This window comes from Roseateles sp. GW821-FHT03B02, assembly GCF_059421025.1.
Window position 1 is genome coordinate 665,832 of the sequence record NZ_JBWKUV010000001.1, and the last position, 18,560, is coordinate 684,391.

At 71.7% G+C, this 18,560-nt stretch carries 18 protein-coding genes; 5 read left to right on the plus strand and 13 right to left on the minus strand.

Annotated elements, in window-relative coordinates; genetic code table 11:
* Positions 1 to 6: 6 nt before the first annotated feature.
* Together AC07VX_RS02885 and AC07VX_RS02890 are read right to left on the minus strand one after the other, a co-directional pair.
* Positions 7 to 921 carry a TraB/GumN family protein gene (locus AC07VX_RS02885; RefSeq protein ID WP_493163226.1) on the minus strand — a complete coding sequence of 305 codons (915 nt, stop codon included), beginning with the start codon at positions 919 to 921 and terminating at the stop codon, positions 7 to 9.
* Entirely contained in the window at positions 918 to 1,442 is a 525-nt protein-coding gene (locus AC07VX_RS02890; protein ID WP_493163225.1) for a retropepsin-like aspartic protease family protein, read from the minus strand. The genes AC07VX_RS02885 and AC07VX_RS02890 overlap by 4 nt, the downstream gene beginning before the upstream one ends.
* On the opposite strand from AC07VX_RS02890, the gene AC07VX_RS02895 reads away from it, so the two are divergent.
* Both AC07VX_RS02895 and AC07VX_RS02900 read left to right on the plus strand, forming a co-directional pair.
* Positions 1,441 to 1,917 carry a BON domain-containing protein gene (locus AC07VX_RS02895; RefSeq protein ID WP_493163224.1) on the plus strand — a complete coding sequence of 159 codons (477 nt, stop codon included), beginning with the start codon at positions 1,441 to 1,443 and terminating at the stop codon, positions 1,915 to 1,917. The two genes, AC07VX_RS02890 and AC07VX_RS02895, sit on opposite strands and share 2 nt — an antisense overlap.
* A gap of 43 nt (positions 1,918 to 1,960) precedes the next feature.
* On the plus strand, positions 1,961 to 2,788 hold the full coding sequence (locus AC07VX_RS02900) for a DUF6279 family lipoprotein (protein ID WP_493163223.1): 828 nt from the start codon (positions 1,961 to 1,963) through the stop codon (positions 2,786 to 2,788).
* 9 nt (positions 2,789 to 2,797) lie between these two features.
* On the opposite strand, the gene AC07VX_RS02905 is transcribed toward AC07VX_RS02900, so the two are convergent.
* From AC07VX_RS02905 to AC07VX_RS02930, 6 genes are read right to left on the minus strand one after another with little or no spacing between them, the layout of a single operon-like run.
* Positions 2,798 to 3,697, minus strand: a complete 900-nt coding sequence (locus AC07VX_RS02905; RefSeq protein ID WP_493163222.1) for a c-type cytochrome — start codon at positions 3,695 to 3,697, stop codon at positions 2,798 to 2,800.
* Between the two features lie 35 nt (positions 3,698 to 3,732).
* Positions 3,733 to 4,959 carry an ABC transporter permease gene (locus AC07VX_RS02910; RefSeq protein ID WP_493163221.1) on the minus strand — a complete coding sequence of 409 codons (1,227 nt, stop codon included), beginning with the start codon at positions 4,957 to 4,959 and terminating at the stop codon, positions 3,733 to 3,735.
* A complete protein-coding gene (locus AC07VX_RS02915; protein ID WP_493163220.1) occupies positions 4,959 to 6,266 on the minus strand; it encodes an ABC transporter permease in 1,308 nt (435 codons plus the stop codon). The genes AC07VX_RS02910 and AC07VX_RS02915 overlap by 1 nt, the downstream gene beginning before the upstream one ends.
* Positions 6,266 to 7,537, minus strand: a complete 1,272-nt coding sequence (locus AC07VX_RS02920) for a TolC family outer membrane protein (RefSeq protein WP_493163219.1) — start codon at positions 7,535 to 7,537, stop codon at positions 6,266 to 6,268. The genes AC07VX_RS02915 and AC07VX_RS02920 overlap by 1 nt, the downstream gene beginning before the upstream one ends.
* A 5-nt stretch (positions 7,538 to 7,542) precedes the next feature.
* Positions 7,543 to 8,238, minus strand: a complete 696-nt coding sequence (locus AC07VX_RS02925) for an ABC transporter ATP-binding protein (RefSeq protein WP_493163218.1) — start codon at positions 8,236 to 8,238, stop codon at positions 7,543 to 7,545.
* Between the two features lie 15 nt (positions 8,239 to 8,253).
* A complete protein-coding gene (locus AC07VX_RS02930; RefSeq protein WP_493163217.1) occupies positions 8,254 to 9,531 on the minus strand; it encodes an efflux RND transporter periplasmic adaptor subunit in 1,278 nt (425 codons plus the stop codon).
* A 207-nt stretch (positions 9,532 to 9,738) separates the two neighbouring features.
* Here AC07VX_RS02930 and AC07VX_RS02935 point away from each other — a divergent pair, with 207 nt between their 5' ends.
* Complete coding sequence (locus AC07VX_RS02935; protein ID WP_493163216.1) at positions 9,739 to 11,403, plus strand: DUF1800 domain-containing protein; 1,665 nt, start codon at positions 9,739 to 9,741, stop codon at positions 11,401 to 11,403.
* A gap of 1 nt (position 11,404) precedes the next feature.
* Positions 11,405 to 12,742, plus strand: a complete 1,338-nt coding sequence (locus tag AC07VX_RS02940) for a DUF1501 domain-containing protein (RefSeq protein ID WP_493163215.1) — start codon at positions 11,405 to 11,407, stop codon at positions 12,740 to 12,742.
* A 133-nt stretch (positions 12,743 to 12,875) separates the two neighbouring features.
* Here the strand turns inward: AC07VX_RS02940 and AC07VX_RS02945 are convergent, their stop codons facing one another.
* The 5 genes from AC07VX_RS02945 to AC07VX_RS02965 all read right to left on the minus strand — a co-directional run bounded on the left by AC07VX_RS02945 (position 12,876) and on the right by AC07VX_RS02965 (position 17,830).
* Positions 12,876 to 14,108, minus strand: a complete 1,233-nt coding sequence (locus tag AC07VX_RS02945; RefSeq protein ID WP_493163214.1) for a DUF1501 domain-containing protein — start codon at positions 14,106 to 14,108, stop codon at positions 12,876 to 12,878.
* An 11-nt stretch (positions 14,109 to 14,119) separates the two neighbouring features.
* A complete protein-coding gene (locus tag AC07VX_RS02950; RefSeq protein WP_493163213.1) occupies positions 14,120 to 15,691 on the minus strand; it encodes a DUF1800 domain-containing protein in 1,572 nt (523 codons plus the stop codon).
* Between the two features lie 105 nt (positions 15,692 to 15,796).
* Positions 15,797 to 16,168, minus strand: coding sequence for a response regulator (locus tag AC07VX_RS02955; protein WP_493163212.1), 372 nt, complete (start codon positions 16,166 to 16,168; stop codon positions 15,797 to 15,799).
* A 211-nt stretch (positions 16,169 to 16,379) separates the two neighbouring features.
* A complete protein-coding gene (locus AC07VX_RS02960) occupies positions 16,380 to 17,114 on the minus strand; it encodes an Hpt domain-containing protein (RefSeq protein ID WP_493163211.1) in 735 nt (244 codons plus the stop codon).
* Between the two features lie 92 nt (positions 17,115 to 17,206).
* The gene (locus AC07VX_RS02965; protein ID WP_493163210.1) at positions 17,207 to 17,830 is read right to left on the minus strand and encodes a helix-turn-helix domain-containing protein; all 624 of its coding nucleotides are present in this window, start codon (positions 17,828 to 17,830) and stop codon (positions 17,207 to 17,209) included.
* Between the two features lie 96 nt (positions 17,831 to 17,926).
* Between AC07VX_RS02965 and AC07VX_RS02970 the strand changes: the two genes are divergently transcribed.
* Entirely contained in the window at positions 17,927 to 18,559 is a 633-nt protein-coding gene (locus AC07VX_RS02970; protein WP_493163209.1) for an HD-GYP domain-containing protein, read from the plus strand.
* Position 18,560: the final 1 nt, after the last annotated feature.

The following is an 18,560-nucleotide window of genomic DNA, read 5'->3' on the forward strand; positions in this document are numbered from 1 at the left end:
TCCATCCTACTTGCTGGGCAGCAGGGCCTCGACGGTAAAACCCTCGGCCTCCAGCAGCCTGGGCAGGGCCTGGGGCCCGCTCATGTGCAGTGCACCCACGGCCACCAGCAGGCGCTGGCCGGCCCCGTGCAGGGCCGCGATGCGCTCGGCCAGCGGGCCGTTGCGGCCGTCGTTGACGCGACGCAGCCAGTCGCGCTCGGCCGGCGTGTCGGCGCAGGCGCACCAGCGCGGGTAGTCGGCCAGCGTCTTCAGGTCGCCGCGCGACCAGGCCGCCGCGAGCTTGCGCAGCGGCGCACGGATCTGGCCCTTGCGCAACTGCTGCAGACTGCCGTCAATGACGGCCGGCAGCTCGCCCGGCGCGGGCTCCAGCGCCTCCAGCTGATCCTGCACGCTCTCCAGCGACTGCACCGGGCGGCCTTCCCGCTTGGCCCAGGCCAGCAGCATCAGGTCCTGGCCGAAGCCGGCGTCGAAGCCGTCGCGGCGGGCCTCCAGCAGCGTCAGCGTGCTGAGCTGCAGCATGGCGGGCAGCGCGCTCAGGGCGCCCGGCGGCAGGCAGGCAGCGCGGGCCTGGGCGTCGAGCTGGCGGGCCTGGGCCGGCGCCAGCGCATCGGCCTTGGGCAGGGCGGCCAGTGCCGGGGCGACGTCGGCCGGGTCCAGCTCCACGGCCAGCACCTCCGTCCGGGCCCAGGCCGCGCGAAGGGCCGGGCCGGGGTAGGCCCAGTCGGCCCGGCCGATGTGCAGGCTGCCGAACAGATAGCTGCTGTGCCCGCCGCGGCTGATGCGCCACAGCAGGCCGCGGTCGCTCGCCTGGGCGGCCCAGGCGGCGGCCTGCTCTGCGCTGGGCAGGGCCGGCATGGGCGGGCAGGCGGCATGGGCGCTGCCGGCCAGCAGCGCGAGGGACAGCAACAGGCGTCGGATCATTCTTTCGGTTCGATGCGGAGTTGGCCGGGTTTCTGGCTGAAGTGAAGGCGGCCCAGCACGTCCATGCCCAGCAGCGGCGCGGCGAGGTCGGGCAGCACCGTCACCGCCAGCTTGTCGGCCCGCACGCCGCCGTCCAGCGCGATGTCGGCCCGCGCGACGAAACCGCGCGTGGCGCCGCCGGCCGTCTGCGCTTGCACGGCACCTAGGGGCTTGAGGCCGGCAAGCTCGGCCAGGGCCTGCGGCAAGGCCGTGCTGGTGGCACCGGTATCGACGAGGAAATCCACCTCGATGCCGCCGACCCGGCCGGGCCAGTGGAAATGGCCGTCGCCCGAGCGCGTCAGCACGATGGCCTCGCCGGCCAGCTGGAAACGGCTGGCCTCGCGCTCGCGCTCCCAGGCCTTGATGCCCAGGAAGATCAGCAGCCCGACGAGCAGCCAGATCGTGATGAGCTTGAAGGTGTGGGGCAATTCCTTGTGGGTCACGGAAGCAACGATAACCGGGCGGCCCAGAATCCAGGCCATGACGCCATCACCCCTCCTGCTCATGGCCCTGCTGCTGGCCGGCAGCGCCGACGATGAGGCGCTGAACCGTTTCGGCGACCCCTTCGAGGCCGTGTCTGCAGACATCGCCGGCTGCCCCGAGCCGCGCGGCCCGCGCGTCACCGCGGCCGAGGCGCTCGTGCAGGCCCACCACCGCGCCGAGCGCGGCACGAGCTGCTGGCTCAAGGGCGAATGCCGCGAGCCCAATGCCTTCCGCTACGACGCGGACATCGCCGCCGCGCTGCGGCAGAGGCTGAAGGAGACGCCGGCCCTGCACCCCAGCAGCCTGTGGTTCACCGTGCAGGGCCGCGTCGTCTACCTGGAGGGCTGCGTCGGCAATGCCGGGCAGGCGGCCGAGCTGGAGGACCGCGCGCGCGGCCTCCCGGATGTGCAACAGGCCCTGGCGCTGGTGCGGGTCGGCCCGCGAGGCGCCCTGCCCTATCGGCGCATGGATTGACCCCGGACATGACAGCGTCGGCCCGCAGAGCCAAGATGCTCCCATGTCATTGCTGAAGCGACTCGCCGCCCCGCTCGTCCTGCTGCTGGCCCTCGGCCTCGCCGCCTGCTCCAGCCTGACGCTGGCCTACAACCAGCTGCCGCTGCTGGGCGGGCTGTGGATCGACAGCTACCTGGACCTGGACAGCGCCCAGAAGGGGCGGCTCAAGGAGAAGCTGCTGGCCTGGCAGGCCTGGCACCGCCGCGAGGAACTGCCGCAATGGCTGGCCCTGCTGCGCCAGGCCGGTACGGTGCTGGACAACGGCGCGGTCACCCCTGACGACCTGCTGGCGCTGGAGCGCGGCGCGCGCGCCAGCCTGGAACGATGCCTGCAGCACGCCGCACCGCTGGCCGCACCGCTGCTGGCCGAGCTCAGGCCCGCGCAATGGCAGCACCTTCACAAGAAGATGGACGAGAAGACGGCCGAGTGGCAGGACCGGAACAGCGGCCGCGGCGGCCCGTCCGAGCGCGCCAAGCGCTACACGACCAACCTGGAGCGCTGGCTGGGCGACCTGGACCGGCCCACGCGCAAGCAGGCCCGCGCCGACGCCGAGGGCTGGCACTTCGACCTCGCGGCCATGGCCCAGGGCCGCGCCACGCGGCAGCTGCGCACGGAGGAGGCGCTGCGGGCCTGGGCACGTCAGGACCTGGCCGGCGGCACGGCCCTCTTCCTGCGGATCTCCCAGACCCTGCCCGCCGAGCAGGCCTACCGCGATGAGGTCACGGCCAGCCTGCTGCGGCTCGTCAACGGACTGAACGCGAAGCAGCGCGAGCAGGTGCGCAGGCACTGGGCCGACTGGGCGGCCGAGCTGAAGACGCTACAGGCCGGCTGAGCCTCGCCCTCAACGGCTGCCGGCGTCCTTCGCCGGCAGCGTCTGCAGAAACGCGTACAGCCCGCGCAGGTCGACCTCGTTCATCTGCGACAGCGACGCGAAAGGCATGACGGCGATGGCCGAGCCGTCGGGGCGCTTGCCGCTCTTCATCATCGCCATGAAGGCATCGACGCCGGCATAGCGCGGCATCGCGCTGCCGCGGCCCGGCGTGAGGTTGGCCGCGGCCGGCCAGTCGGGCGGGCCGCCGGGGATCTTGCCGCCGCCATAGCCCTCGCCATGGCAGCCCATGCACATCTGCGCGACGTAGCGGCCGTGTTCGACGGTGGGCCCCTCGGGCACGGCCGCGGCCGGCGGCAGCGCATGGTTGATCTTGGCGGCGGCGTCCTTGATCAGCCCCAGACCGTAGAGCACGCGCACCGGCGGCGGCAGCTGGATGACCGTCGTCTGGCCGCTGACGGCGGGCAGCTGCTTCGCGTAGGCGACAAGCGCGCCGACATCGGCGTCAGTGAGGCGGTTGTAGTCCTCGCTGGGCATGATCATCAGCGGCCGGCCATCGGGCTTGACGCCGTGGCGGACGGCGCGCACCCAGTCTTCCACGCGGTAGGCCGCCGTCACCGACCCCGGCCCCGGGCTAATGTGCGGCGAGATGACCAGCAGGCCGCCGCTGTCGATGACCTTGTGCCCTGCGCCGTCGGCACCGTGGCATTCGGCGCAGCCGCGCGAGGTGAAGAGATAGCGGCCGCGCTCGATGGCGGGCGCCTCGGTGGGCAGGGCCACGGCCGCGACCTGGACCTCGACGCGGCGCTGCATCTTGCTTTCGGCCTGCAGCCAGCCCATGGCCGCGATGGCGATGACGACGAGCACCGCCAGGCCGATGACGATGGCCAGCCATTTGAAGAGCTTCTTCATGCCGTCTCCTTGCCGTGGGCGTGCCGGACTGTGACTCAGGCGCGCAGCGCTGCCACTGCGGACAAACGCGCGGCCCGGCGCGCCGGCACCCAGACGGCGAGCTGGCCCAGCGTCCACAGCGCCAGCGCACCAGCGGGCAGGTAGGCCCAGGGCAGGCGCGGCAGCTCGTAGCTCTGCATCAGCAGCTGGCTCAGGGCCCAGGCACCGCCCAGGCCGATGAGGACGCCGGTGCTCGTCAGCAGCAGGTTCTCCAGTTGGAAGTAGCGCAGGATCTGGCCCTCGGTGGCGCCGAGTGCGCGGCGCGTGCCGATCATGCGGGTGCGCTGCTGCACCCAGAAGCTGGCCAGGCCGACGATGCCCATGGCCGTGACGAGCAGCAGGCAGACGCAGACGCCGCCCATCAGCCAGGCCATGGCGCGGTCCTGGGCATAGAAGGCCGCACGCATCTCGGTCAGCGGCCGGGCCTGGGTGACGACGCGACCCTGGTCGCCGGCCTCGAGCACGGCCGTGGCGGCCTTGATGACGCGGTCCAGCTGGCCCGCGTCGGCACGCAGGATGTAGGAGCCGCCGCCGCGCAGCGGCAGGATCATCGCGGTGCCGCTGCCGTCGCCGCCACGGGCACGGTGCAGCTGGGTGTGGGTCAGCGTCTCGACGACGCCGATGACGGTCGACGGCGAGCGGCCGAAGATGTAGACCGTCTGCCCCACCGCCGGGCGGCCGGGGAACAGCTTGTCGGCCATCGCCTTGTTGATGACGACCTGGCCGATCTTGGGGTCGGGCACGCTGAAGGCCTGGAAGCCGTCGAGGATCTCGTCGGCCGTGAAGTTGCGGCCCTCCAGCAGCTTGAGGCCGAAGGTGGCGATCATCTGCTCGTCGGCCGCGTACTGGGCGGCGGTGACGCGCTGGCCCTTGTAGTCGGGCTCCAGCGACACGCCGCTGTTGTTGCTGTTGTTGCCGTAGACGATCTGGTTGGCCACCGTCACTGCCTTGACGCCGGGAATGGCGCGCAGCCGCGTCGCGTCCTCGGCCACGATGCCCGCGGTGCGCTCGGGCGGCTGCGGTTTGGCGCCGCGCAGGTTGAGCACGGCCACCTCGGACTCGACGAGGCCGCTGTCCGTGCTCAGCGCCTGGACGCGGGTCTGGATGAGGTGCAGCGCGTTGGTGACGATGGCGCAGGACAGCGCCACCTCCAGCACGATGAGGCCGGCCGCGATGCGGTGGCGGCGCAGCGTGGACAGGATGGGCATCAGGTCTTGGAACATCACTGCACCTTCAACTGGAGAGCAGGGGTGACAAGGGCGGCGCGCCAGGCCGGCAGCAGGCCGGCAATCAGGCTGGCAAGCAGGGCCAGGCCCAGCGTCAGCGCCAGCATGGAGGCGTCCAGCTCGGCCAGGCGGGCGTAGTCGTTGGGGCTCTGGCGCACCAGCCACAGCCCGCCCTGGGCGAACAGCAGGCCCAGCAACGCACCGGCCATGCCCAGCAGGCCGGCCTCGACGACGAACTGCTTGAAGATGTCGCCGCGCGTCGCGCCGAGTGCGCGGCGCACGCCGATCTCGCCGCTGCGACGCAGCGTCTTGGCCAGCAGCAGGCCCACCATGTTGACAACGCAGACGGCCAGGAAGCCGAAGGCCAGCCAGGTCTGCAGGCGCACGTCGGCCGGCAGCACCTTCTGCGCGCCCAGCCAGTCCATCACGCTGCGCAGTCGCACGTTGGTCGGGCGCTCGAAGCGGCCGGCCTTGCGCTGGGCCTCGGAGTAGGCGACGAGGTAGTCGCGGTAGGCGCCGGCATCCTCGGGCCTGGCGATCTCGACCCAGTACTGGATCCACGAGCAGCTGGCGTTGAGGTCCAGCGAGCTGCCACCGTTGGCGCCCTTGCCCCAGCAGTCCATGTTGCCCCAGTGGCCCATCTTCAGCGCCATGGCGGTGGAGAAGGGCAGGTAGAAGTCCTCGGTCTCGGTGTAGCTGCCCAGCGTCAGATCCCAGAAGTGGGGCATGACCTTCCAGGGCTGGAGCACGCCGACGATGCGCAGCGGCTGGCCGCGCACGATGACTTCCTTGCCGATGCTGTTGGCGCCACCGAACAACTTCTCGTTCAGCGCGGCCGAGATGACCGCCACGCGGGCCTCGGCCTCGTCGTCGGCCGCGCTCCAGCCGCCGCCGTGCTGCCAGGGCGCGTCGAACATCGCGAAGAAGTCGGCCGAGGTCATGCGAACGCCCGAGAAGATGGGCTTGGTGTTGGCATCGGGCAGGCCCACGGCGGTGTTGAAGCCGCTGGACATGACCTGGCGCTGCGCCTTCCTGTCGCGCAACAGCGCGGTTGCATCAAAGCGGGTCAGGTCGAAGGTGGGCTCCTCGCCGGCCTTCCAGCCGACCATGTCGGAGGCGTCGAGCTGCACGTTGAACAGGCGCGCGCTCTTGTGCGGGATCGGGTCGCCGGAGAGCACGTGATAGACGGTCAGCGTCGTCATGCAGGCGCCGATGCCCAGCGCCAGCGCCAGCACCATCAGCGCAGACAGGCCCTTGGCGGCCAGCGTGTTGCGCCAGGCGAGTTCGAGGTAATGAAGAAACATCAGCGTGTCTCCAGCAAGGCGTTGACGGTGGCGAGTTCGGCGTCGCCGAGGGAGCCCGCCGCCTGGTGCAGGGCCAGCAGGGCCAGCACATGGCGGTGGCGGGCCTGGGTCTGCGCGTTCTGCGCGCCGGCCAGGGTCTGGATGGCGAGCAGCAGGTCGGTGGTGCTGCGCGTGCCCAGGGTCAGGCCCGTGCGGGTGGCTTCCAGCGCGCGCTCGGCGGCTTCGACAGCGACCTGCGTGGAGCGCAGCTGGGCCTCGCCCTGGCCCACGGCCAGGTGCTCGGCGCGCACCTCGCGTAGCACGGCACGGCGGCCGGCTTCGAGCTGCTCGCGGGCGGCGTCGCGCTGGAAGCCGGCGCGGTCCGCTGCGGCAGCGGTGGCGCCGCCGGCGAACAGCGGCACGGTCAGGCGCAGGCCCACCGTCGTCGGCGTGCGGCTGGCGTCGAAGGCCGAGACGTCGCCGCGGCGCTGCGTGGTGTCGACGCCCACGCTCAGCGTCGGCAGGTGGCCCGCGCGGGCGGCCGAGATGCGCTGCTCGCTGGCCTGCACGTCCAGCTGCAGCGCGCGCAGCCCGGGGTTGGCCTGCAGCGCACGCTGGGCCCAGGCTTCTGCGTCGTCGGGCAGGGGTTGGGCAGCGAGATCACGGCGCAGCGGCTGCACCGCCGTCACGGCCACGCCGGTCAACTGGGCCAGGGCTTCGCGGGCGTCGGCGAGGTTGGCTTCGGCAGCCAGCGTATTGCCGCGGGCCAGCTCGCGGTAGGCGCGCGACTGGTCGGCCTCGACCTGGGCGGAGAGGCCGGCCTTGAAGCGCGTGTCGGCTTCCTTGACCTGACGATCGAAGGCTTCCTCGTTGGCACGCGCCGTGGCGAGTTGGGCCTGGGCCGACAGCAGACCGAAATAGGCCTCGGCGACACGGGCCCGCGCGGCCTGCTCCGCGGCGGCGAGGCGGGCCGACTGGGCCGAGGCCTGGCTGCGGCTGGCATCCCACTCGCGCAGGGCGGCGAGGTCCACGAGCGGCTGGCTGAGGCTGCTCGTCGTGGTGCGAACGCGAGCGCCGCTGCCGTTCTCGCGCTGCTCGCTGCTCTGCAGGCTCCACTGCGGCAGCAGCGCGGCGCGGGCTTCGCGGGATGCAGCCTCCTGCGCCCCGGTGGCGGCGGCGGCCTGGCGCAGCAGCGGGTCGGCGGCGCGGGCCCGGGCCCAGACCTGCAGCAGGTCGTCGGCGCGGGCCGACGAAGCGGCCAGCAGCGCGAGGACGAGGATCAATCGGCGCATGAGAGTCAGGCCGCGAGTGCGGTGTTCAGCTCGGCGGTCAGGTCGACCACCTGGCCGTCGATGACGTGCACATTGCGCTGCGCGCGCGCCGCCAGCTGCGGGTCGTGCGTGACCATGACGATGGTGGCGCCGTCACGGTGCAGCTCTTCCAGCAGCTCCATGACGCTGCGCGCCATCGCGCTGTCGAGGTTGCCGGTGGGCTCGTCCGCGAGCAGCAGGCGCGGTTCGCCGGCCAGGGCGCGGGCGATGGCCACGCGCTGCTGCTGGCCACCGGACAGCTCGTTCGGATAGTGGCGGCCGCGGGCCGACAGACCGACGCGGGCCAGCGCGTCGGCCGCGCGCTTCTTGCGCTCGGCACCGCTCATGCCGCGGTAGCGCAGCGGCACCTCGATGTTGTCAAGCACGCTGAGGTCGGGGATCAGGTTGAAGGCCTGGAAGATGAAGCCGATCTTCTGGTTGCGGATGCGCGAACGCTCAGCGTCGCCCATGCGGCTGACGTCGATGCCGTCGAGCTTGTAGCTGCCGGCGCTGAAGGCCTCGAGCAGGCCGGCGATGGTCAGGAAGGTCGTCTTGCCCGAGCCCGACGGCCCGGTCACGGCGACGAACTCGCCCTCGTTCACCGTCAGGTTGAAGTCGCGCAGCGCGTAGGTCTCGACCATCTCTGTGCGGTAGACCTTCTGCAGTTTGTCCATCTGGAGCATGTCTGTTCCCTTTGCTTAGTCAGCGATGAGCGCGCGGTCCGCGCCCTTGAAGTTGTCCGACCCGGAGATGACGACGCGGTCCCCGGCCGCGAGGCCCGAGATCACCTCGACCCGTTCCAGCGAGCGCGCCCCCAGCTTGACGGCGACCTTCTCCGCTACGCCGCCCCGCACCACATAGGCGTAGCTGCCGCCGCTGTCGTCGACGAAGCTGCCGCGGGCCACGCCCAGCACCTTGTCGCGCTTGTCCAGCAGCACGCGTACCGACAGGCGCTGGTTCTGGCGCAGCTGCTCGGGCTGGGTGCCCGCAAAGCGCAGCCGCGCGCTGACCTCGCCGTTGACGACCTCGGGCGACACCGAGCTGACCTGGCCGGCCCAGCGCTGGCCGTTGCCACTGATCTCGCCCGGCATGCCAGGCTGCAGCTCACGGGCAAAGCTCTCGGCCACCTGCATCTGCACTTCCAGCGCAGACAGGTCGATGACCGACAGCAGCTTGGCGTCGCGGGCGACGTTGGTGCGGTCGGCGATGAAGAGCTGGCCGACCTGGCCATCCACCGGGGAGCGCACCTGCAGCTCGGCCACCTGGCGCTCCAGGTCGCTCACCAGCAGCTGCTGGCGGGCCAGCGCGCTGTGCTTGGCCTGCACGTCGAGCTTGAGGCTGTCGGTCTTGAGGCCGCGCAGGTCGCGGGCCTGATCGTGCGCGAGCTTGGCCTTGGCCAGCGCGTCCTGGGCGCGCTCGACCTGCATGCGCGCGGTGGCGCCGGCCTCGAAGGCCTGGGTCTGGCGGGCCAGGTCGTTGGCGGCGGTCTGCTGGTCGATGCGGGCGTTCTCGAAGGCGCTCTGCAACGCGGCCGTCTGCTGGCGGGCCTCGACCTCGGCGCGGGCCAGGTCGGCCTTGAGCGCATCGACGTTGCTGCGCTCCTGGGCCAGCCGGTTGGTCAGCTCGGGCGAGTCCACGCGGGCCAGCACCTGGCCCTTCTTGACCGGGTCGCCCGCTTGCACGGCCAGCGTGACGGTGCCGGCGCCGGGCGCGAAGAGGGTGGGGCTCTGGGCGGCGACGACGCGGCCCTCGCCGGCCACGTCGCGGGTCAGCGGGGCCACGCCGACGGTGGCGATGGACAGGCGCGCAGCGCTGACGGCCGAGTCGGCGGAAAGCATCTGCTTGACGCGGCCGCCGCCCAGCAGCACGAGCACGGCCACGACGACGGCGCCGCCGGCCAGCAGCAGCGGCCAGCGCCGGGTCTTTTGAGCCAGGGGGCGGTCCTGTTCCGAGGTGTCGCGAAAGCGGGTGTTCATGCCTCGTCTTTCGCAAACCATGTGCCAGCACAGGTGCCGTGAAAAATCAACGACTTGGGAGCTCGGACGGTGTCCGCGGACAGCTCCCGGACAGTCCGAACATGGTCCGCAACGAACGGCAGCGTTTGCTTACCAAAGCGCACAACTGGTGGCAAGACGGCCCGCGGAAGGCGGCTCCAACATCGCGCCCGCTTCCGGAGATTCACCATGCCCCTCGCCCGACTTTGCCTGCTGGCAGCGGCGGCCAGCCTGAGCTGGCCCGTGCTGGCGGCCGATGCGCCGCCGACGATGACCGAGTCCGAGGCTCGCCGCTTCCTGGGCCAGGCCAGCTTTGGCCCCACGGACGCAAGCGTCGCCGCGGTGATGTCAGGCGGGCGCAGCGCCTGGCTCGTCAGTCAATTCGGGCGCGCCGATTCCGACTTCAGCGGCGTGGCCTGGGTGGACCCCGACAGCAGCAAGGGCTGCCCCACCGGTGCGCCCGCCACCTGCAAGCGCGACAACTACAGCCTCTTCCCCGTGCAGGTGCAGTTCTTCGCCAATGCCGTGAACCAGCCCGACCAGCTAAGGCAGCGCACGGCGCTGGCGCTGTCGGAAATCCTGGTCGTGTCGGGCAACGTCATCAGGCTGCCCAACGCGATGGCGCAATACCAGCGCATCTTCCTGCGCAACGCCTTCGGCAACTTCCGCGGCGTGCTCAAGGAAGTGACGCTGTCCCCGGCCATGGGGCGCTTCCTGAACATGGCCAACAACGACAAGCCCAACCCGGCCAGGGGCATCGAGCCCAACGAGAACTACGCCCGCGAGGTGCTGCAGCTGTTCTCCATCGGCCTGTGGCAGCTCAACCTCGACGGCAGCCAGAAGCTCGACGCCAGGGGCCTGCCCCTCCCCAGCTACGACCAGGAGACGGTGGAGGGCTTCGCCCACGCCTTCACCGGCTGGACCTATGCGCCGCGCCCCGGCGCGACGCGCAACCGCTTCGGCAACCCGAGCTATTACGACGCACCGCTGATCGCCTTCGACGACCATCACGACAAAGGCACGAAGAAGCTGCTCAATGGCGTGACGCTGCCCGCCGGCCAGACCGCCCAGGCCGACCTCGACGCGGCCATCGACAACATCTTCAACCACCCCAACGTCGGACCCTTCATCGGCCGCCAGCTGATCCAGCAGCTCGTGACGGCCAACCCCAGCCCGGCCTATGTGCAGCGCGTGGCCCAGGCCTTCAACGGCACGGCGGATGTGGCCTGGCAGCGTGGCCAGCAGCTCACCCGCACGCCGCGCGGCGACATGAAGGCCGTGCTGCTGGCCGTGCTGACCGACCCCGAGGCGCTGACGCCCCAGACTCCGGCCAGCTTCGGCAAGCTGCGCGAACCCATCCTGCAGCTCACGCATCTGCTGCGCGCCCTGGGCGGCACGAGCGACGGCGTCTGGCTGCGCAGCCAGGCGGCCAGCCTGGGCCAGACGGTCTACAGCCCGGCCAGCGTCTTCAACTTCTTCCCGCCCGACTACGACCTGCCCGGCGACTCGGCACTGGACGGCCCGGCCTTCGGCGTCTTCAACGCCAGCGCCGCCTTCAAGCTCAGCGGCGTGCTGCAGACCCTGCTGAACGGCAAGGGCGTGGCGCAGGACACCACGGTGGCCGGCTCAGTAGGCACCAGGATCGACCTGACGCGCTGGCAGAACCTGGCCGCGACGCCGGCCGTGCTGGTGGCCGAGATCAACCGCGTGCTGTTCGCCGGCCGCGCCAGCGCGGCGCTACAGACCGCGCTCTTGCGCGCCGCGCAGATCGCGCCGGCCACCCGGCCGCTGGACCGCGCCAGGGCAGCACTCTTCCTGGCCGCGATGTCGCCCGAATACCTCGTGGAGAACTGAAATGCTGTCACGCCGCCATCTGCTCTCCCACGCTGCCGCGCTGGCCGGCGCCTCCGCCCTGCCCTCGCTCGCCGCACCGCTGGCCGGCAGCGACTACCGCGCCCTCGTCTGCGTCTTCCTCTACGGGGGCAACGACGGCAACAACATGGTCATCCCCATGGACAGCGCCGCCTACGCCGCCTACGCCAAGGCGCGCGGCACGGCTGGTGCCGGCGGGCTGACGCTGCCGCAGTCATCGCTCGCCCCGCTCAATGGTGGCGGCGTCGGGCTGCATCCGGCACTCACGCCGCTGGCCGACATCTGGAACCAGGGCCACCTTGCGGTGCAGGCCAACGTCGGCCCGCTGGTCAAGCCCATGACCAAGGCCGAATTCAACGCGGCTGGCGCCCAGGTGCCCACCAACCTGTTCTCCCACGACGATCAGCAGGACCAGTGGCAGCGCGGCCAGTCCTTCAGCGGCAACGCGGCACCGTCCACCACCGGCTGGGGCGGCCGCGTAGCCGACCTGCAGCCCGGCGGCGGCGTCGTGCCCATGGCCCTCTCGGTCAGCGGCAACAACGTCTTCATGAACGGCGCAACGGCGCAAGGGCTGGCGGTCGGCAGCGGCAACAGCTTCGCCATCCGGGGCTTCGGCAGCAACCCCGCCGCCAGCCCGCTCTATGCCCTCTACCAGAGCCTGCTGCAGCAGCCCTACGCCAACGCCGAGGAGCGCGCCGCGGCCAGCGTGCTCAACCAGGCCATCAAGGCCAGCAACGCACTGAACACGGCCCTGTCGGGCACCAGCAGCGTTGCTGGCCTGTTCAACGGGCTGAACAGCAGCGTCGCCCAGCAGCTGCTGACGGTGGCCAAGATGATCGAGGGCCGCTCGGGCCTGGGCGTGAACCGCCAGCTCTTCTTCGTGTCGCTCGGCGGCTTCGACACCCACAACGACCAGCTCAACCAGCAGCAGGCCCTGTTCAGCGACCTGGGTCCCGCGCTGAAGGCCTTCTACGACGCGATGCAGCAGCTGGGCGTCGCCAACGCCGTGACCACCTTCACCGCCAGCGACTTCGCCCGCACGCTGCAACCCGCCTCCGGCGGCGGCACCGACCACGCCTGGGGCAACCACCAGTTCGTGCTCGGCGGCGCCGTCAGGGGCGGGCTCTACGGCCGCATGCCCCAACTGTTGCTGGGCGGGCCGGACGATGTCTCCGACGAGGGCCGCTGGCTGCCGACGACGGCGGTGGACCAGATGAGTGCCACGCTGGCGAGCTGGTTCGGCGTGAGCGCAGCGGACCTGGGCAGGGTGTTCCCGCACCTGGCCAACTTCACGGTGAAGAACCTCGGCTACTTCGGCTGAAGCAGGCTCAGGTCCCGACCGCGACGAGGAAGCAGTACGCCAGCACCGCGCCCCAGAGGCAAAGCCCGAACAACGAAGAAGCGCTGCGCATCAAGTCGTTCTCCCATCTGATTGAACGGAGCAGCTGCACGTCTCAGGCGCGCAGCAGCTTGTCCGCATAACGCCAAGTTTGCGGGCCTTGCGGAAACACCGTTGCCAGTGCGGTTTCCGACAGGCCCAGGTGGCGCTGCAGCAGCGGCGCCAGCACCTGTCGAAAGTCGGTGCGCACCGCCAGGTCGCGGCCGTCGACCAGCGCGCCCGCGTCCAGGCCGGGCCATTCGCCCAGCACCTGACCGCCGGCCACCGGGCCGCCCAGCAGCCAGATGACGTTGCCGCGGCCGTGGTCGGTGCCGCCGTTGCCGTTCTGGCGCAGCGTGCGGCCGAACTCGCTGGCGACGACGATGACGGTGTCCTTCAGCGCGTCGCCCAGGCCCTGGCTCAGTGCGTCCAGGCCTTCGCCCAGGCTGGCCAGGCGGTTGGCGAGCTGGCCGCGGGCGGCGCCCTGGTTGACGTGGGTGTCCCAGCCGCCCACCGCCGTGAAGGCGAGCTGGGTGTGCGCGTCCTTGCGGATCAGCTGGCCCAGCCGGCGCGCGTCGGCCGCAAAGCTGCGCGCGGAGGGCGCGCCGGCATCGGCGCTCGGGTCCATGCCGCGCGGCTCAGCGGCCGCCATGCTGCGCGCCATCTCGCCGCGGCCCTCGGTCGTGTCGCGCAGCGTGCCGCTGAGCTGGGCATCGCCCGCGTAGAGCCTGGCCAGGCCGGCCTGCATCTTCGGATCGTCGATGGCGCGGCGCTGCATCGCGCCCGGCCCCAGGCCCAGGCTGGCGACGCTGGCCGTGCCGGCAAAGATGCGCGGCGGCGTGCTGCCCTGGGAGATGGCCCGCGTCGGCGCGGGTTCGCCGGGCAGCGCGGTCAACAGCCGGTTCATCCAGCCGTCGGGCGTGGACTTGCGGCCGGGCGTGCCGCTCTCGAAGTAGTCCTGGGCATCGAAGTGGGAACGCGTAGGGTCGGGCGAACCGCTGGCGTGCACGAAGGCGAGCTGGCCGCCGTCCCAGTGGCGCTTCAGCAGGCCCAGGGCCGGGTGCAGGCCGAACAGCGCGTCGAGCTTGATGAGGCCGTCCTCGGCACCCGGCGCGCCCAGCGCGATCTGCGGGCGGCTGGCGGCGTACTCGCGCTCGCCGTAGGGCGCGACGACGGAGAGACCGTCCACCGCGCCGCGCAGCATGACGACGACGAGCTTCTTCTGCGCGCCCTCCTCGGCCCGCACGAGCGACACGGGCAGGCCACCCAGGGTGAAGGCGCCGAAGTGCAGGAGTTGGCGGCGGAGCATGGTCGGGGTCCTCAACGCTTCATGAAATCGGGGCTGGCCAGCAGCAACGCGACCTGCTGCGCGGGCGGCTCGCTGGCGAGCGTGCGGCGCGTCGGCTCGCTGACCGAGGCGCCCAGCGTGCTGGTCAGCTGCCCGGCGCTGACGCCGCTACGCTGGCCCAGCGTCGTCGCGAGCTGCACGCGCTGCGTCAGCGCCTCGGGGTTGCGCCAGGCGGCGGCCGTGTTCTTGTAGCCGTCGGGCGTGGCGGCGCCGAACAGCGGCTGGCCCGCCTGGGCCAGCGCGGCCAGCAGGTTCTGCGGGTTGGCGGGCTGCAGGTCCAGCGCGCGCAGGCTGGACAGCAGGTATTGATACGGCGTCTTGAACTTGGCCTGGTAGGCCTCGCGGCGCCAGAACTCGTCAGCGCGGAGCAGCGTGCGTGTGAACTCGCGCAGGTCGCCGCCGCTGGCGCGGAAGCTGTCGGCCAGCTTCTGCACGAGGCTGGTGGGCGGGTCGTCCGCGACGAAGGCCTGGGCGAACTTGGTGGCCAGATGGCGGGCCGTAGCCGGGTGGGCGGCCAGCACGTCCAGCGCATGCTCGCCCTCGGCGATGCCGGCGCCCTTGACCGCCTGGCCGAGCCAGGTCTTGCTGCCGCCGTCGTGCTTGCGCGCGTCGAAGGCGAACAGGTCGCCCGTGCCGCCGACCAGGGCCTTGCGCGTATCCAGCCCCCAGCCGGTCAGCATGCGCGCGAGCTCGGTCACGTCGCGCTGGCTGTAACCGCCGTCCACGCCCAGCGTGTGCAGCTCCATCAGCTCGCGGGCGTAGTTCTCGTTCAGGCCGGCGGGCACGCGCGCCTTCAGCTCGGGCCGGGCCGCCAGGAAGCGGCGCGCCCGCTGCGGCGGCTCGTAGCCGGCGACCACGCTCTGCGCGTTGTCGAGGTAGATCAGCATCGCCGGGTGCCGCGCCGTGGCGCCCAGCATGTCGCGGAAGCGCCCGAGCACGAAGGGCCGGATGGCGCGCTGCTCGTAGTCCGCCACCAGCACACCGACCGCGTTCTTGCCGGCGAACACGTTGAAGTGGTTGAACCAGAACTCGGTCAGCACCTCTTCGAGCTGGGCCGGGCTTTGCAGCGCGCGCGACAGCCGCGCCGTCGCGGCCTGGGCGACGAGGGGGCGGATCTTGTCGCGCACGGCGTTGATGGCGTCGGCCTCGGGCGCCATGCCCTGGGCCTTCTCGCGGCGCGCCTCGCGGGCGGCCTTGACGGCCTCGCGGTAGCGGCCCATCAGCTCGGCCTGGCCGAGACGGAGCACTTCGAGGCCGGCCAGGCGCGTCGTCAGCGGCTCGGGCTGGGGCAGGCTGCGCGGCGTCAGCTGCTCGCTCAGGAAACGCTCCAACCATTGGTCGGCGCCCTGAGCTGCGATGGCCGCCGCATCCGCGGGGCGCGGGCCGTAGCCGAGGCGGTTCAGCGCATGCAGGGCCCGTTCATCGGCGCTCAGCGGCGGTGCGCCGGGCGCGGCGGCCAGGGCCGCAGCCGGCGCGCGCCGGGCCAGCATCATGGCCCCGGCGAGCGCGGCGCCACTGCCGAGCACGAAGCGGCGATTTGTCATGGGCGATCTCCGGTGTCCTGCGCCGAAGAATCGCCCGCCTCACGCAAGCCCGTGTGGCCGATGCGCAAAGAATTGTGTCAGTCCCGCCCGCCGGGGCCGGCCGCGTCAGCCGAGCCAGCTGGACAGGCTGCGCAGCGTGGCCGCAACGTCCAGCGGCTTGGTCCAGTGGCCGTCGTAGCCGTGGCGGCGCGCCAGCTGGGCGGCCACGAATTCGGACTCGGCCGTGACGAGCAGCGCCGGCACGCCCTCGGGCAGGCCGGCCGCCCGCAGTTGGGCCAGCAGTTCCCCGCCACCGACGTCGGGCAGGTGCAGGTCGCAAAGCAGCAGATCGACCCGCCCCTGCGCGACAAGGCGCCGGGCCTCGGCGCCACTGCGCGCCACCTTCAGGTTGCAGCCCGGCTGGAGTTCGAGGATGCCCTGCATCAACATCGCGTTGACCGGATCGTCCTCGACGTACAGAACCTGTTTCGTCGTCATCCGGTCTCCTTCAGCTGGCAGCAAGGCGCAGCAGGCCGAGGCAGGTGGCGGAACATTCTCGACGGTCGATCGGCATGGCGGGCAAACAAGAAACCACTGTTGTGATGATTATCAAATCTATTGATATTGGCGATCAAGACGGCCGCCCTCAACCGCGTGGGGTGGCCGTTGAATTTGCTAAATATTGCGTGACAGCCGCCGTGCCACTGGGTTAGGCGCCGACGCGCAACGCCGCCAGCCCACGGGCCAGCGTCGCCCAGCCCTCGGGCAGGGGCTGGCCTTGGCCGACAGCGGCCGCGGCGTCCTCCAGCGCCCGGGCCTGGGCGGCCAGCGCCGGCTCACCGATCAACGCCAGCACCGCCTTCAGGCCATGGGCCACGCGGCGCAGCGCGGGCGCGTCGGCCGAGCTGACGGCGGCATCCCCCTGGGCGAGGTCGTCGGCAAAGCGCTCGATGCAGCCGCTGCGGAAACTCTCGTACAGCGCGCGGTCCCCCCCGAAATGCTGCTGCACCGGGTCGACCTCCGCAACCGGCCCGCCCCGGGGCAGGACTGCCGGGCCCGCACGCAGCAGCCCGGCGATGGTGTCCAGCAGTTCGGCCAGCGCGACGGGCTTGCGAAGCATGCAGGCGACACCGCGCGACACGAGCGCGGCGCGGCGCTCCTCTTGCACGCCGGCGCTGAAGACCACCCAGGGCGGCGCGCCGTCGGCCAGCGCCAGGCCTTCCGCCAGCAAGGCCTCGGCCGATCCGTCGGGCAGCATCAGATCGCTGATGACGAGTTGCCAGCCGCCCGCCGACAGCGCCACGCGCGCCTCGCTCAGCCGGCGCACGACGCTCAGCTCGACGGCCGGCGCCGACGCATCGTGGTCGGGCAGCATGTCCAGCGCAAGCTCGATGAAACGGGCGATCGAGGCATCGTCCTCGATGAGCAGCAGGCGCGCGGTCATCGCGGCGCCTTTGGACCGGCGCGGCCGGGCCGGGCCGGGCAACCGTCAGGGCTGCGGGGGCGCCGCGCGTGCATGCCGCCCCTCCCGTCCGGTCAGGCCGGCAGTTCGGCCAGCGCCGCCGTGGCCTCGGCCAGCAAGGGCGGCAGCTCGGTGACGAGCGCCGTCTTGTGCACCAACGGCACACCGGCCAGCGCAAAGGCATAGGGCGCGCGCTGGGCTTCGTCGAGCGCGGTGACGACGATGAGGCGGCTGCGCGCGAACTGCGGATGCGAGCGCAGGCTGGTGATCAGGGCTGCGCCATCGATGCCGGGCAGCAGGATGTCGATCAGCAGCACGTCGGGTTCGAGCCGCCCGGCCATCGCGAGGCCCGCGATGCCGTCGGACGCCACATGGAGCTGCGCATCCGGCAGCTCGCGCTTCACGACCAGGCTGATGAGGTTCTGGAAATGGACCGAGTCCTCGATGAGCAGCAGCGTCAGCGGTCGACCGGAGGCGGCCGCGCCGGGGGCCGCCGACGCCGTGTGCGCGGCGCCGCCGCGGCCGGCCAGCCAGGCGTCCAGCGAACTGCGCAGGATGCGGCGGTGGCCGCCGGGCGTCTTCCAGGCCTGGAGTTCGCCGCGGTCCACCATCAATTGCACGGAGCGCACCGCCATGCCCAGCCGCTGCGCGGCCTCGGTGGTCGAGCAGGTGTCGGGAACGGTTGTCGTTGGGTTCACAGCGCGATATTTTGCCGAATTCGGCGGGGTTTGCGTGCAACCTCTTATTTGATAAAAATGTTCGCATTGGACAATTCAGCATCCATCCGAAAAGTCATGCCACCGCCCGTCGTCCTCGCCCCGCCCGCCCGTGAAACCGCTGCCCCCGCGGCGTCGTCGCAAGCCGGCAGCGCCGGCACGCCGGCCCGGCAGGACGAGGCCATGCGCGCCCACCGCCAGCGACTGGGCCGGCTGGCCGAGGCGCTGGCCCTGCGCCTGGGCTGGGATGCCGAGCGCGCACGCCACCTGCGTCTGGCCGCACCGCTGCACGACGTCGGCGAACCGGGCGCCGGCGCCACGCATCTGCTGCTGCCTTCCGGCAAAGACCGCCATGACGCCCGCACCCAGCCGCGCCGCGGCGCCGCACTGCTCGGCGGCTGCAGCCTGCCGCTGTTCGCACTGGCGGCCGAGATCGCCCTGCATCACCGTGAACGCTGGGACGGCAATGGCTACCCCCAGGGCCTGCGCGGCGAGGAGATCCCGCTGTCCGGGCGTATCGTTGCCGTGGTGGACTACTTCGACGCCCTGACCATGCCCCACAGCTTCCGCCCAGCGCGCGCCGACGACCGCGCGCTGGCCATGCTGGCCGAGCAGGCGGGCAGCGCCTTCGATCCCGCCATCGTCGCGGCCTTCCTCGCCGACGCGGCCGCGCTGATCGCGCTGCGCGACGGCGCCGTGCAGGGCACCTAGC

Excerpts from the sequence above, each read along its gene's own strand:
- AC07VX_RS02890 (WP_493163225.1), bottom strand. The coding sequence starts at position 1,442 with ATGGCCTGGATTCTGGGCCGCCCGGTTATCGTTGCTTCCGTGACCCAC.
- AC07VX_RS02950 (WP_493163213.1), bottom strand. The coding sequence starts at position 15,691 with ATGACAAATCGCCGCTTCGTGCTCGGCAGTGGCGCCGCGCTCGCCGGG.
- AC07VX_RS02930 (WP_493163217.1), bottom strand. The coding sequence starts at position 9,531 with ATGAACACCCGCTTTCGCGACACCTCGGAACAGGACCGCCCCCTGGCT.
- AC07VX_RS02925 (WP_493163218.1), bottom strand. The coding sequence starts at position 8,238 with ATGCTCCAGATGGACAAACTGCAGAAGGTCTACCGCACAGAGATGGTC.
- AC07VX_RS02895 (WP_493163224.1), top strand. The coding sequence starts at position 1,441 with ATGACGCCATCACCCCTCCTGCTCATGGCCCTGCTGCTGGCCGGCAGC.
- AC07VX_RS02940 (WP_493163215.1), top strand. The coding sequence starts at position 11,405 with ATGCTGTCACGCCGCCATCTGCTCTCCCACGCTGCCGCGCTGGCCGGC.
- AC07VX_RS02900 (WP_493163223.1), top strand. The coding sequence starts at position 1,961 with ATGTCATTGCTGAAGCGACTCGCCGCCCCGCTCGTCCTGCTGCTGGCC.
- AC07VX_RS02910 (WP_493163221.1), bottom strand. The coding sequence starts at position 4,959 with ATGTTCCAAGACCTGATGCCCATCCTGTCCACGCTGCGCCGCCACCGC.
- AC07VX_RS02935 (WP_493163216.1), top strand. The coding sequence starts at position 9,739 with ATGCCCCTCGCCCGACTTTGCCTGCTGGCAGCGGCGGCCAGCCTGAGC.
- AC07VX_RS02915 (WP_493163220.1), bottom strand. The coding sequence starts at position 6,266 with ATGTTTCTTCATTACCTCGAACTCGCCTGGCGCAACACGCTGGCCGCC.
- AC07VX_RS02955 (WP_493163212.1), bottom strand. The coding sequence starts at position 16,168 with ATGACGACGAAACAGGTTCTGTACGTCGAGGACGATCCGGTCAACGCG.
- AC07VX_RS02905 (WP_493163222.1), bottom strand. The coding sequence starts at position 3,697 with ATGAAGAAGCTCTTCAAATGGCTGGCCATCGTCATCGGCCTGGCGGTG.
- AC07VX_RS02970 (WP_493163209.1), top strand. The coding sequence starts at position 17,927 with ATGCCACCGCCCGTCGTCCTCGCCCCGCCCGCCCGTGAAACCGCTGCC.
- AC07VX_RS02960 (WP_493163211.1), bottom strand. The coding sequence starts at position 17,114 with ATGACCGCGCGCCTGCTGCTCATCGAGGACGATGCCTCGATCGCCCGT.
- AC07VX_RS02945 (WP_493163214.1), bottom strand. The coding sequence starts at position 14,108 with ATGCTCCGCCGCCAACTCCTGCACTTCGGCGCCTTCACCCTGGGTGGC.
- AC07VX_RS02885 (WP_493163226.1), bottom strand. The coding sequence starts at position 921 with ATGATCCGACGCCTGTTGCTGTCCCTCGCGCTGCTGGCCGGCAGCGCC.
- AC07VX_RS02920 (WP_493163219.1), bottom strand. The coding sequence starts at position 7,537 with ATGCGCCGATTGATCCTCGTCCTCGCGCTGCTGGCCGCTTCGTCGGCC.